Consider the following 13,826-nt stretch of genomic DNA (forward strand, 5'->3'; position numbering starts at 1 on the left):
AAATGAAATTGGTCATTATATATTTATTCGTATTAAACTATGAGTGTAAAAGTATATCGCCTGTTGCGCAATAATAGAGAAGAAGGCCCTTTTACGGCAGAGGAGCTTATTCAAAAAAGCCTGCAACCATACGATTTAATATGGGTTGATGGCAGCAGTGCGGCATGGCGTTACCCTGGAGAAATACCGCAGTTTAAACAATACGCGCCTTTGCCCGGTGAAAGCAATGCCATGCAACCGGCAATGAACAACTTTCCAAAAACAACGAAACCTGCTGCGCATGTTGCAACTGCAGTTAACAATAATATTTCGCCGGTTGTAAAGGAAAAACCCCGTTATAAGGTTTCTGCGGCGTGGAGCAAAATTCAAACAGCGGCTGCGCCTGCCATTAAAAATAATCAGCCTGAAAATGAAAAGAAAAGCAGTGTAAAAAAGAGCATGGTTACAGGCCGTTTAAATAGCGTATCATCAAAATCTTTAAGCTGGGAAGATGCATGGCTGGATTGGGAAAAAGAAAAGGATGGCATATCGGCTACCGCACAAAAAATACTTTTTAATACAAGGAACGCACCTGATAAAAAAACACCAACACTTCAAACGAAATATGCACAGCCGCTTCACGCATTGGAAGATAAATACATTGATAATATTTTGCAGCAAAAGCAAAAAACAAAACGGTCGTTTTCATTTGGCAAAACAGGGGATTTTATATTGCCGGCGTTTGCTTTGATCATAATTTTCAGCATTGCATACTGGCTTTTTCATGACACGGACATGCCCGCGATACCTTCACCCGCTTCAAAAAAGCAGGTAGTTTCCGGCGCTAATACAGCCAATTCAATTCAAACTATTAATGCCTCCACAGGTGAAAAGCCCGGCACTTCGTCCACACAGCAGCAGGCTGATTTAATTTCTAAAAACACAGTGCTGGCTGAACGTGCTAAAGAAAGGAAAAAAGTATATGCACAGCCTGCCGTTAACCATGATTCGAAACCTGCTGATAAAACTGTGGCAATATTACCTGTATCAATGCAGAATGCACAGCAATCCAGCGATGATATTGATAAGGCACAGGCACTCAATAATGAGGCTGCGGATAATTCAAAGCCGGTTGGGAACAGCAAAGATGAAGGTATTAGCGTAAAGAATATTACTGCGGCAAAGCCGTTAATAAGCAGTAAAAAAATTATAGCGAATTATGTGAAATTGCCATCGCAGGTTGAAATGAAGAATGGTATAGCCAATATTAAAATTGAAAATGTGGGCGATGTTGATCTCGACCTGGTTGTTGTGGATGTGCAATATTTTAATGCCGCCAACAACTTTAAAAAAGGCGAAACATTTTATTTGCATAATTTAAGGGCAGGCAGGGATGTAACAATTAAAACTCCGAAAGATGCAGCTTCTGCTTACGCTACGTCTAAAATTTCTCTCATTAGTTCGGATGCAAAACAGTTATATGTAGTGAATGATAACTGACCTATACATTCCTAAATTTGAGTACAAATTTTTATAATGCCAGTTGAACTTACCTCGAAACATATTGTGTTATTTGGCGCCGGGAAATCTTCATCCGTTCTTATTGATTATCTTAAACAATTAGCTGCAGCAAAGAAATGGCAGGTTACTGTTGCAGATAACGATCTCCAATTGGTGCAGCAAAAAGTTGGTACACATAAAAATGTTACAGCAGTATCTGTAGATATAACCAATGCTGAACAAAGAAAAAAGTATATAGGCAGCGCGGATATTGTTATTTCTCTAATGCCGGCGCAGTTGCATTACCTGGTGGCTGTTGACTGCATTGAATTAAAAAAACATTTGCTCACGGCTTCTTATGTTGATGATAATATAAAGAAGCATGCGAATGACATCAAACAAAGCAATCTTTTATTTTTATATGAAATGGGGCTCGATCCCGGTATTGACCACATGAGCGCCATGCAGCTTATTCATTCAATAAAAGAACAGGGCGGCAGGGTTATTTCTTTTAAATCGCATTGCGGCGGATTGATTGCCCCAGAAAGCGATGATAATCCCTGGCATTATAAAATAAGTTGGAACCCGCGCAACATAATTATGGCCGGAAAAGCAGGGGCGGTATATAAAGAGAACGGAGAAACTGTTACTTTAAAATATGAAGAATTATTTTCCGGGAAGCACGGTGTAAATGTGCCGGGCTTAGGCTGGTATGCATTTTATGCTAACCGCGATTCGCTTGGATATATGTCGTTATATAATCTTGAGGAGGCGGAAACTTTTATGCGCACAACATTAAGGCATCCGGATTTTTGTTTTGGCTGGAAAAATATTATTGACCTTAAATTAACCGGTGAAGAAAAGGTGTATGAAACGGATGGGCTAACCATATCATCTTTTTTCAGGCAGCATTTTGAAAAGCATGGCTTTGGTGAATGGCTTACGCAATTGCTTAGCTCAAGGCTTGAATATGCAAAAAAAATGATGGAGCAGCTAATGAACCTTATGCAGGCGGAACAGGATGCTATAAGCGAAGGAGAGGAGCCTGAGGATGATTTTATGATGATTGATGAAAAAGGTAACCTGACAACGCTTAATGTGGATGATGTAAAAAGTAAAGCGGCCGAAAGTGTGGCAATCCAGATGCATGAAGCCAATCTTACGCTGAAACAATTATTTTTCCTCGGTTTGAATGATGATACGCTTATCAATAAAGGGTTGTGCAGTGCTGCGGATATTATGCAGTTTGTTGCAGAAAAAAAACTGGCATTGCAAACCGGCGATAAGGACATGATAGTAATGCTGCACGAAATAGAATATGAAACTGATAATAAAAAATCTGCTGTAAAGTCTTCGCTTATTGTAAAAGGCGATGATAATATTCATACGGCGATGGCTAAAACGGTGGGGCTGCCGCTGGGCATTGCCGCCAAATTAATACTGGAAGGAAAAATTAATGAAACAGGATTGCTTATTCCAAACCTTCCTTCTATTTACCAGCCTGTTCTTGAAGAATTAAAGCAGCACGATATTGCCTTTAGCGAAGAAAAAGCATAACCGCATTGTTTTCTTCTTTCCGGATACCCATAAACTTTTTAGCTGCTGATTTCGACTTCGCTCAATAATAGTCTTCGGCTCCGCTCAGACTATTGCAAATCCATCCTCCCAAATACGGGATTTTTCCCCTATTCAACGGTATAAATCACGTAAAAAATTATATCGCTGCAACTTTATTTTGCATGCAAAGGTTTAAAACAGTTCACCCCTAAAACTATTTTAAGATGTACCTATGCAAACATCAGTGGATTTTAAGGCAAAAAAGGCGTGCATTTAAATGCACGCCTTTATTTTGTTTATATAACTAACTTATTGTGCTATTAAAATTTTAGAGAGTATCTATTAAATAACGTTCTTAATTCGTCATGTCGGGGGATAACGAGACATTTCTGCACTTGTTATTGTTGTTGAAATGACGGTTCAATCTCCTTTATAGTTAAGCAGCATAACAGCTATTAATTGCCTTCCAGTACATTGTTTGATGTATCAATATCAGGATAATCATGATCCGGATCTATGGTAACCTTTACAACTTTGCTGGCCGAAGGGTAGCGGAAAGTCCATGAACCGCCGCGCTGCCATATTTCAGCAGGCAGGGTGATAGTATCTTTTTTACCATTCTCCTGTTCAATCAGCAATGGCACCGGCAACACCATTTGTTCGTTGTTTACAACAGTTATTAAGGCGCCTTTTGCAGGATCATTTTCAACGTATTTAATTTCCTTAACGCCCTGGTCCAGCTTATCGTTGGTCATAAACCAACCGCGCCAGAAATAGGAGAGGTCTTCACCGCCCACGTTTTCCATTGTTCTAAAGAAATCATACGGCGTTGGATGCTTAAACGCCCATCTTGCAATGTAAGTTCTGAAAGCAGAATCAAATGTTTCTTCGCCCAAAATATGCTTACGTAAAATATCAAGCCCGGCGCCCGGTTTCCGGTAAGCTGCATTGCCCAGGAAAGGCTGTTGCGTTACATCGGGAATGGTCATAATAGCATCAGCATTCTTTCTGAACATAGAGGTTGCCGCACGCTGCACATCAGCCTTCCTGTAATATTCACCTTTATTAAATTCTTTGGTGGCAATACCATTGATGAAAGTATTAAAACCCTCATCCATCCAGGGATATTTTCTTTCATTGGAACCAACGATCATGGGAAACCAGTTATGCCCAAACTCATGGTCGGTTACGCCCCATAATCCACCGTTTTTAGCTTTCCATGAACAAAACACGATGCCGGGATATTCCATACCGCCCACACGGCCTGCCACGTTGGTGGCTGAAGGATAAGTAAATTCATACCATTGCTTAGAATTAAATTCAATGGTGCCCTTTGTGTATTCGGTAGAACGGCCCCAGGCTTCGTTGCCGGCGCTTTCAACAGGATAAACAGATTGCGCCAATGCCTTCTTGCCGCTTGGTAAGTTTATGCGGGCAGCATCCCAAATAAATGCCTTTGATGCAGCCCATGCCACATCCCTTGTTTGTTTGCACAGAAAATGCCAGGTAAGCGTGGGTTTATAGGGATGATAAGTATTGCCGTTTAATTCATCTGCGCCAACAATGGTAACTGTTTTTTCGCTGTTTTTTGCCTGTGCAATGCGGTTTAAAACAGTTGGCGTATACACCTCTTTGGGGTTTTGTATTTCACCTGAGCCAACTATAATTAAGTTAGACGGTGCAGTGATAGTATAATCAATATCGCCGTATTCCAGGTAAAATTCACCGGCGCCGAGATAAGGCAAGGTGTTCCAGCCAAGCACATCATCAAACACACACATGCGCGGGTACCATTGTGCAATTTCATATACCCAGCCATTTTGCGTATTCAGCCTTGCCATGCGGTCTGTGCCATATTCCGGCACTGAAAATGAATAATCAATTTTCAATTGAACCGTGCCGGTTTTTGCTTTCAGTGTATCGGGCAGCCAAACCTGCATGCGCGTATCGCTTATGCGGTATTTGGGTTTTATTGATTTGCCTTTGGATAATATTTCAACTGAATTTATTTCATCACCGTTGGTAAAAGTGCGGGCTGCCCAGCGGCCGCCTGATTGGAGCGTGGTAGCCTGGGCGCGGCTGTCTTCGCGATAGATATTCTGGTCTAACTGCAGCCAGAGAAATTTCATCGCGTCGGGGCTGTTGTTTTTGTAGGTGATAACAACAGAACCGGTAACCTTATGCTGTGCCGTATCCAGCGTAACCGCAATTTTATAATCTGCGCGGTTTTGCCAGTATGCCGGGCCAGGTTCGCCACTGGCACTGCGGTATTCATTTCCATTACTCGGATAAAAAAGCGGGTTAAATGCAATGTGCTGATCGTAGCGGGAGCTGTCGTTTTGTGCAGCAACAAAGCCACAAGCCACCATCAGCAGCGTTAAGCTGAGGAATAAATGTTTCATGAAATTTAATTAAGTGATGGCCGCTAAGATAAATGCTAAAGTGCTTTAACAAGCTAAAAAAAGTTTAAGATTTGCGGCCTGCACCCATGCAGCGGAAAAACAGCCTGGGGCCTGCTTACTTAACGTGAGCCCGGGATAAGACATATTTAAAACCGGATTACCAAATTAAGGATGACTGCAAAATATAAGGCGCTTCGAACGTCATTCCGACGACAGGAGAAAAAACGCAAAGCAATTCACCGGGGCCTAAAAAAATAAATATGAATTTAATAGCACAACACGTTAATACCTCACCATTTTTCAATTTCAATCCACAGGTCAATCCAATTTGGTTTTATTGAATTGATCAATTTTTCTTTCTTTAGCCTGCCCCACTTTTTTATTTGTTTTTCTCTCAGGATTGCTTCTTCTATTGAAAAAAAGTTTTCATAATACACACAATATTCCAGGTTGTATTCATCAGTAAAGCTGCCTTTGAAAAAATGATTTTTATGCTGGCGGATTCTTGCCTGTAAATCTGACGTTACTCCAATATATAGAGTCGTCTTTAACTTATTTGTCATTATGTAAACACTTCCACCTTTTGTCATTGTGTTGAAAAATGGTTATTCTAAGATATATTATTTTGGCTCCCACCCTTAATTTCGGGAGATTTCTCAGTCGCATGAATGATTTGTTTAAAAGACAATCATTCTGCAATGCTCCTTCGAAATGACGGGCCGCTTATAAATTAAACTTACTAAATCAATAAGATCGCAAAAACACAAACCACTTCGAACGTCATTTCGACGACAGGAGAAACCTCCCGAAATGGATGGGTTATGATATTATAGCATGAGAGTGCAGGTTTGTTGGGCTGATGCCTGGACTGACAATAATGCTTTGCGGGCTGGGGGAGCGTAGTTTGGATGGATACAACAAAAGTTGAACCGAAATTTACAGGGTTTACAAGCGCTGGTAAGTTTGACAACATTATTGCAGTTACAGAACAAAACAGTGATGAATGGAGCAGTTATTATTTTACAAAACAAGGTAGAATTATTGGCAGGGACAGTTTATACATTTTTGATAATGGTGCTGATTGTGAAAGTGAGGGCTTTATTCGTTTCAGAGACCAAAAAACCGGCAAAGCTGGAATGTTTAATAAAAACGGAGATATTGTAATTCCTGCCATTTATAATGACTTGTCAAGAGTTAGAAATGGAATGGTAGCCGCATTGAAAGGTGTGGAGAAAAAATATTGGGAAGGCGGGGAACATTATAGTTGGGTTGGCGGGCAGGAGTTTCTTATTGACACTAACAATAATATTCTTATTGAAGATTTTAAGCTTAATAATAATTTGAATTTTTTTTCACTTGAAAAAACAAAAGCCCCGCCGTCAGACACAACAAGAAAATCATTTTTAGCAATAGATGGCAGCTATTATTCATTTGTTGATTTTGAGAAAGAATTTAGCCAGTGGATTAAAAAAGAATTACTAACCAATTTAACTATTGAAAGGTTAATTGCTAATTCCTGCGATACAATTACCTGGGAAACACCAAACGGATGGAGAAGTGCCAATAAAGAAAAACTTATTACCGGCAATTTTACAATTCTGAAAAATGGGTTATTAGAAATTTTGCAACCCCAAACCGGCTACTTCATTTCAAGCGATGGACTAAACCCATTTATGTTTAAAGGGGATGAATTTGAAAAATATTTCAATAATTGTGGTGAACCAAAAGATTGGATTTACCCTGCAATGTCTATAATAATTTCCCATAAAAACAAAAAGAGCTTTACGCAAAACCATTATGAATTTTTACGGACAGGAAACGGTTATAAACTAATGTGCCTGGTAATAAGAAACGGAAAAATGAAATAGTTTTACTTTTTTATGCAAACATTACCCGCAAATTATAAACGTAAACCTGGCGGCGCTAAACCACTGGTTGCAGTCATGGTATTTTTAGCAGTAATGCTTACGTTTAATATAAAGCTTATGGCACAGGAAAAAATGCAAATGGTTAGGTTGGCAAAAATTAAAGTGGACTCTTTGCAACTGGAAAAATATAATGCTGCATTGCGGGAACAAATGACAACCGCTATCCGTACTGAGCCGGGCGTATTAACGTATTATGCTGTTGCTGATAAAAATGATCCTTCCAATATTACCATACTTGAAATATATGCAGACAAGGCAGCTTATGAAATGCATATACAAACACCACATTTTAAAAAATATAAGGAGGTTGTAAAAAATATGGTTCAATCGCTGGAGCTTGTTGATGTTACATTGGTTGGCTCAGCCAAAAAGCCAGGCTTGTAATTTGAATGCCTTCATCGCCGGGCATTCATTCAGTTTGCAAAGGCATTTGCTATGTCTCTAACCCTTCACGGCTTTCAGCAGAGACAGCAGCCAGTCGTAATCAGATTTCTTCCATTTAAAAAATCCGGCGAAATGCAGCGGGTTGTTGCGGTAATAAAACCACACTACAATAGCAGTATTAACAAAGTAACTAATGGTGCTTACAATGGCGGCGGCAATTATACCATACTTTGGCACAAAAATGAGGCCGCCAATAATGGTTATAACCAGGCCGGCAATTGCTGCATACAGGTTTACGCTTACTTTTCCTTTCCCATTAAAATAGGCCGATAATAAGGTTGCCACGCTTAAGGCAAAAATGCCGGGTATTAAAATAAGCATGGGCAATTGCATCTTATTAAAACTCTCGCCAAATACAATAGTGAAAAACTGTTTGCCGAATATGGCTATGCCAATAAAAATCAATAAAAACAATTGCGAAAAAATTCTTGACATCGCCATAATGGCATTGTTCAGTTTATTATCGTCGGCGCCGCTCGCCGTGGTAGGAAAAACAACCACAGCAATTATCTGCGGAATGATGAGCATCATTTGCCCGATCTTGGAAACCTGTATATAATTGCCCAGGTCTTCCGGCGTGCAAACAGGGCTGTATTTCACAAACACATAATCAACCCTGTACACCAAAAAGAAAATGGCGTTGGCGCCAAGCGCTGTAAAAGAATATTTAAGCAATTGCCTGAACAGGCTGCCCGCAGGAAAGCCGGGTTTGCCTTCTTTTCTGTAAAGGATGATATATGATGCAAATACCAGCAGGCCACCAGCGAAATAAGTGGCGAAATATAAAAACGTTATCCATTGCACCTGGCCTTCATCCGGCATAGATGCCTTGCCGGGAATAAGCAATACATACAAAATGTTTACAAGCGATAATAAAATATTGGGCAGGTAATAATTCTCTTTTGTGTAATAAATGGCTGACCCATAGTTGGCCAGCGACAGGCCGGATACAAATACAAACCCGTATAAACAATACCAGGTTATTTCAGTTGAAGTGGCAGCAGGATTAATTAAGTAATATAGATAAATCAACAGCGCCATAATAGCGCCTGCAGCCATGCTCCAAACTGCGGCAATGGTAAGCAGTTTATTACGGTGAATAATATTGGCCGATGCAAAATAGGTTAAGCCCGGTTCGCCACCGAGGCTTAACACCACCTGCATAAAAGAAAAAATAATGGATATAAAATAAAGGTTGCCCGTAGCGCCTGCCCTTAAATAACGGGATAAAAAAACATTTACCAGCAGCACTGAAAAAAAGTAGAGGCTACGCCAGATGATACCTTGCGTTAAAAGTTTTTTTAAACCCATTGGGTTAGGTTATTTCAGGCTTTTTATGATGGTAATAAACTCATCGGCAATAAGCGATGCGCCGCCCACCAGGCCACCATCAACATCGGGCTGTGAAAAAATTTCTTTGGCGTTGCTGGCCTTTACGCTGCCGCCGTATAAAATACTGATGTTGCCGGCTACTTCTTTGCCAAACTTGCCGGCCAACACTTTGCGCAGGTGCGCATGCATTTCCTGCGCTTGTTCGCTGGTAGCAGTTTTGCCCGTGCCAATTGCCCATATTGGTTCATAGGCAATAACGATTTTTTGAATATCATCTTTTGAAAAATGAAATAAAGATTCTTCGAGCTGTGTGGCCACAAATTCGTTTTGTGTGCCTGCTTCGCGAATGCTAAGCGGTTCGCCGCAGCAAAAGATAGGAGTGATGTTATATTCTAAAGCAATATTTAATTTTTCTGCTAAAAACTGGTTGCTTTCCTGAAAATATTCACGGCGTTCAGAATGGCCAAGCACAACATATTGAATGCCGAGCGACTGCAGCATTTCTACAGAAACTTCGCCTGTATAAGCGCCGGATTTTTTGCTGTAACAATTTTCTGCTGCAATAAAATAATTGTGTTTTCCTTCAATGGCTTTTTGCGCCAGTTGCAGGTAAGGAAAAGGCACTGCAAAAACAGCGGCCTGATCTTGCCCGGGCTGAATACCGGCAGCAACAATATCATTAATCAAAGTTTCGGCTTTATCAACTGTAAGGTTCATTTTCCAGTTTGCTGCGGCAATTTGCTTTCTCATTGTATGTTTTGTTTTTTATTGTGATTATTATTAGAGAAGTCTGAGACTTCACGCATAATTCCTGCGAAGCCCGGAGACTTGGCAGAGCGGTTTAAGTTTTTTCTGACCAGAAGAAATTTTTCGCTGCGCGAATATGTATAACCTATGCCTGCTCATTAAATTTTAACGGCGGTCAAAAATATACTTTAGCGCAGATATTTCGGCAGAAGATAATTTTTCGCCTTTTAATTCTTTCCAGTTATTGATGTGCTCAATAGCTTTTTCAAATTTATAGCTGGTTGATTGTTGTAAGTTCCAGGTAAAGTCTTCAATAATTTTTGGCGTTAGCCCTTTGCTAACGATATTACAGCAGGTACCTATTATTGAGCCGGTATTGATTGAAGTATTAATGGCAGTGCGTGAATAATCGCCCATAATTACGCCAAACTTTCTGCCTGCATCTACGTTTACGCCATAAGCTTCATGAAATATGTTTACAAGCCCCGCTGTGTTTTTAATATTACTGTTGCTGGTGCCTGCGCCAAGGTTGCACCAACTGCCGATAACAGAATCGCCAAGATAGCCATCGTGTGCTTTATTGCTGTGCGATTGCAAAATGCTGTTTTTAATTTCGCCTCCTGCAACACAATAGGGGCCAATAGTTGTGGCGCCATAAATTTTGGCGCCCATTTTTACAGTAGCAAATTCACCTATAGCAACAGGGCCACGCAATATAGCGCCTTCCATTATAGTTGCATTTTTGCCAATATAAACAGGGCCTGTTGAAGCATTGATGATGCAATGTTCAACCACAGCGCCTTCTTCGATAATAATATTTTCAGGCTGGTTTGTTTTAATGACCTGAGGTAAAGGCTGGCTCATGCTTCTTGCAAACAACAATAAAAAATCTTTACGCAGTTGTTCATCATTCCATAAAAATAATTGCCAGGGATATTGCAGCCGTATAACATTTTCAGCTTCTGTAAAGCTTGTAAAATATTTTTCGGGTTTATTCAATGTATCATTGTCAATTAAAGCTGTTGCCCTGCATGCAATGATGCCGTCATCATCCCTTAAAGTTTCACCAGGCTGGAGGGAAAGAATTTGTGAGCGCAGGTTATCCTCATCTTTCAGCGAAGCGTCTATATATAAATATTCATCATCAGGCGGAGCTTCGTATAAGCCTGCGAGATAATCTTCAGCCTGTATAAACACCGGCAGGCCGCTTATGGTTTCCCATCGTTCTTTGATGGAAAAAATACCATAGCGTATATCGGCTACAGCTTTTGTTTGTGTAAGTGGGTATAAATTTTGCTTTGCATTTGTGTCAAATAAAATAATTACCATAAGTGTAAAGATATTGTTGTAAAAAAATTTGAAATGAAATTTTATACACTATCGCATTACATTTACCGCGAACAAAGTATTACAATAAAGTAGCCGATTCATGCAGCATACACGAATTTTAGCCCTTTTTTTTGTTTTAGTTTTTTGTTTTGTTTTTATAAGATGTTCATCGGGCACTGCTAAAAGCAATGCCGGTAAAAAAGATACGGTTGGCCTTACAACAGATTTTAAATTTACAGGTTTAAGCGCTGCGCAGGCTGCGGCATACACCAATGCTATTGATGAATTTTATCAAAAGAGGCTGGTAAGAACGGGCTTTAACGGCGCCATACTTGTTGCCAAGAACGGGCAGGTTTTGTTTGAACAATATCGCGGGTATGGAAATTTTATTACCAAAGATTCTGTTACGCCGCATACGCCTTTTCATATTGCTTCCACTTCAAAAACATTTACAGGTATGGCTGTTTTGAAGTTGTGGGAAAATGGAAAGCTTTCGCTTGAAGATACGCTGCAAAAATATTTTCCGCAACTGCCGTATAAAGGCATTACTATAAGAAATTTATTAAGTCATCGCAGCGGCTTGCCCAACTATTTATATTTTATGGATAGCATTTGGGACAAGCATAAAGAAATGACGAATGAAGATGTGCTGAATGCAATGATTGTGCATAAACCGCGTATCCAGAATTTGCCTGACAGAAGGTTTCAATATTGCAATACCAACTTTGTTTTGCTGGCTTTAATAGTGGAAAAAATAACGGGGCAAAAGTTTCCTGATTACATGAAGAAAACGCTGTTTGAACCGCTGGGCATGCACGATACTTATATTTTTTCCATAAAAGATACGGCTAATTATAATCCTACCTGGTCTGTTTCAAGAGGATTCCCGATGGATCAATACGATTGCACTTACGGTGATAAGAATGTATATAGTACAGTGCGGGATTTGCTTGCCTGGGACAAATCTTTATATCAGCATACTTATTTAAAAAGGTCAACGCTGGATATGGCTTTTACACCATTAAGCAATGAAGTGCGGTCTATGCATAATTATGGTTTAGCCTGGCGTTTATTTATTAAAAATAAAGACACGGTTATTTATCATAATGGTAAATGGCACGGTACGAATACATCGTTTATAAGATTGGTGCAAGATACAGCCACCATTATTGTTTTGGGTAATAAGGAAAACAGGAACATTTACCAGGCGAAAGAAATGGAATCCATCTTTAATGGCAAGCTGCAGATAGATAAACTGGATGAATGATAAACGTGAAGCAGCAATCGTGAAACGTGAATATAAGTTCGTGAAGATTTTAAATGTAAAACTGAAATCAAGCCCGAACAAAAGAAGATGAATAATAAGCCTGTCAATAATAATAATCAAATTTCGCCTTCACGTTTGACGTTTCATGATTCACTAAATTCAATCATTTTATTATCTTCATCCGCAAACTAAAAACTAACTATTATTTTTGCGGACTTTAATAAACTACACATGAGCGTATTGCTGAACAAGAATTCAAAAGTAATTGTACAGGGTTTCACCGGTACAGAAGGCAGTTTTCATGCCAGCCAGATGATCGAATATGGAACCCAGGTTGTTGGTGGTGTTACGCCCGGCAAAGGCGGCAGCACACATTTGGACAGGCCAGTTTTTAATACCGTTGCCGATGCTGTAAAAGATAGCGGCGCTAACGTGAGCATTATATTCGTGCCTCCTGCTTTTGCAGCCGACGCTATTATGGAAAGCGCCGAAGCAGGTATTGAACTGATCGTTTGTATAACAGAGGGGATTCCTGTGCAGGATATGGTAAAAGTAAAAAATTACCTGCAGGGAAAATCGTCAAGGCTTATTGGTCCTAACTGCCCTGGTGTGATTACAGCAGATGAAGCCAAAGTAGGCATTATGCCCGGTTTTATTTTTAAGAAAGGCCGCATTGGCATTGTTTCAAAGTCCGGTACATTAACGTATGAAGCTGCCGACCAGGTTGTAAAGGCCGGCCTTGGCATAAGCACTGCCATTGGTATTGGCGGCGATCCTATTATTGGCACTACCACTAAAGAAGCTGTGGAATTATTTATGAATGATGATGAAACAGATGGTATTATTATGATTGGTGAAATTGGCGGTGGCATGGAAGCTGAAGCCGCCCGCTGGATAAAAGATAACGGTAAAAAACCGGTTGTTGGTTTTATTGCAGGCCAAACAGCACCTCCGGGCCGCAGGATGGGCCATGCAGGCGCCATTATTGGCGGCGCTGAAGATACGGCTGCCGCTAAAATGAAAATATTAAGCGAATGTGGCGTGCATGTGGTGGCCAGCCCTGCCGACATTGGCAAAACAATGGCTGAGGTATTGAAATAAATTCATTGTTATATTTTGGAAAGCTGAATTGTAAGCCCTGCTTATATTTCAGCTTTTTTATTTAGTGCAGATTATACTTGTGCCGGAATATATCTTTATTATATCTATAATTTTGAAAGGCACATTAACCGGAATATGTTTATAGCAGCATATATTTTATCAAAATAAAACAAACAGTAAATAAAAACCTATAAGGTTTTAAAGACCTTATAGGTTTTTTTAACAGCCCTGTTTATATTT

At 40.0% G+C, this 13,826-nt stretch carries 11 protein-coding genes; 6 read left to right on the top strand and 5 right to left on the bottom strand.

Annotated features, from left to right (window positions below; genetic code table 11):
- The first annotated feature begins 39 nt into the window (after window positions 1-39).
- Window positions 40-1,479: a DUF4339 domain-containing protein gene (locus BM015_RS06255; RefSeq protein ID WP_090656079.1), complete on the top strand. Its 1,440-nt coding sequence runs from the start codon at window positions 40-42 to the stop codon at window positions 1,477-1,479.
- 36 nt (window positions 1,480-1,515) lie between these two features.
- Entirely contained in the window at window positions 1,516-3,036 is a 1,521-nt protein-coding gene (locus tag BM015_RS06260; protein ID WP_090656083.1) for a saccharopine dehydrogenase C-terminal domain-containing protein, read from the top strand.
- Window positions 3,037-3,491: 455 nt separating this feature from the next.
- Here BM015_RS06260 and BM015_RS06265 read toward each other — a convergent pair whose 3' ends face one another.
- Complete coding sequence (locus BM015_RS06265) at window positions 3,492-5,438, bottom strand: M1 family metallopeptidase (protein ID WP_245751261.1); 1,947 nt, start codon at window positions 5,436-5,438, stop codon at window positions 3,492-3,494.
- A gap of 290 nt (window positions 5,439-5,728) precedes the next feature.
- Window positions 5,729-6,028, bottom strand: a complete 300-nt coding sequence (locus BM015_RS06270; RefSeq protein WP_090656088.1) for a GIY-YIG nuclease family protein — start codon at window positions 6,026-6,028, stop codon at window positions 5,729-5,731.
- A 318-nt stretch (window positions 6,029-6,346) separates the two neighbouring features.
- Here BM015_RS06270 and BM015_RS06275 point away from each other — a divergent pair, with 318 nt between their 5' ends.
- Complete coding sequence (locus BM015_RS06275; protein WP_090656091.1) at window positions 6,347-7,306, top strand: hypothetical protein; 960 nt, start codon at window positions 6,347-6,349, stop codon at window positions 7,304-7,306.
- Window positions 7,307-7,318: 12 nt separating this feature from the next.
- Complete coding sequence (locus BM015_RS06280) at window positions 7,319-7,750, top strand: putative quinol monooxygenase (RefSeq protein WP_090656094.1); 432 nt, start codon at window positions 7,319-7,321, stop codon at window positions 7,748-7,750.
- Window positions 7,751-7,807: 57 nt separating this feature from the next.
- On the opposite strand, the gene BM015_RS06285 is transcribed toward BM015_RS06280, so the two are convergent.
- The 3 genes from BM015_RS06285 to BM015_RS06295 all read right to left on the bottom strand — a co-directional run bounded on the left by BM015_RS06285 (window position 7,808) and on the right by BM015_RS06295 (window position 11,218).
- Window positions 7,808-9,121 (bottom strand): MATE family efflux transporter, encoded by a 1,314-nt coding sequence (locus tag BM015_RS06285; RefSeq protein ID WP_090656097.1) that lies wholly within the window; start codon window positions 9,119-9,121, stop codon window positions 7,808-7,810.
- A gap of 9 nt (window positions 9,122-9,130) precedes the next feature.
- Entirely contained in the window at window positions 9,131-9,892 is a 762-nt protein-coding gene (gene tpiA / locus BM015_RS06290; RefSeq protein ID WP_090656100.1) for a triose-phosphate isomerase, read from the bottom strand.
- 162 nt (window positions 9,893-10,054) lie between these two features.
- Window positions 10,055-11,218, bottom strand: a complete 1,164-nt coding sequence (locus tag BM015_RS06295; RefSeq protein ID WP_090656102.1) for a putative sugar nucleotidyl transferase — start codon at window positions 11,216-11,218, stop codon at window positions 10,055-10,057.
- 100 nt (window positions 11,219-11,318) lie between these two features.
- Here BM015_RS06295 and BM015_RS06300 point away from each other — a divergent pair, with 100 nt between their 5' ends.
- Both BM015_RS06300 and sucD read left to right on the top strand, forming a co-directional pair.
- Entirely contained in the window at window positions 11,319-12,485 is a 1,167-nt protein-coding gene (locus BM015_RS06300) for a serine hydrolase domain-containing protein (RefSeq protein WP_090656106.1), read from the top strand.
- A 231-nt stretch (window positions 12,486-12,716) separates the two neighbouring features.
- On the top strand, window positions 12,717-13,586 hold the full coding sequence (sucD, locus tag BM015_RS06305) for a succinate--CoA ligase subunit alpha (protein ID WP_090656109.1): 870 nt from the start codon (window positions 12,717-12,719) through the stop codon (window positions 13,584-13,586).
- The last annotated feature ends 240 nt before the right edge of the window (window positions 13,587-13,826 follow it).

This window comes from Parafilimonas terrae, from assembly GCF_900115755.1.
In the GTDB taxonomy this organism is placed as follows: Bacteria; Bacteroidota; Bacteroidia; order Chitinophagales; family Chitinophagaceae; genus Parafilimonas; species Parafilimonas terrae.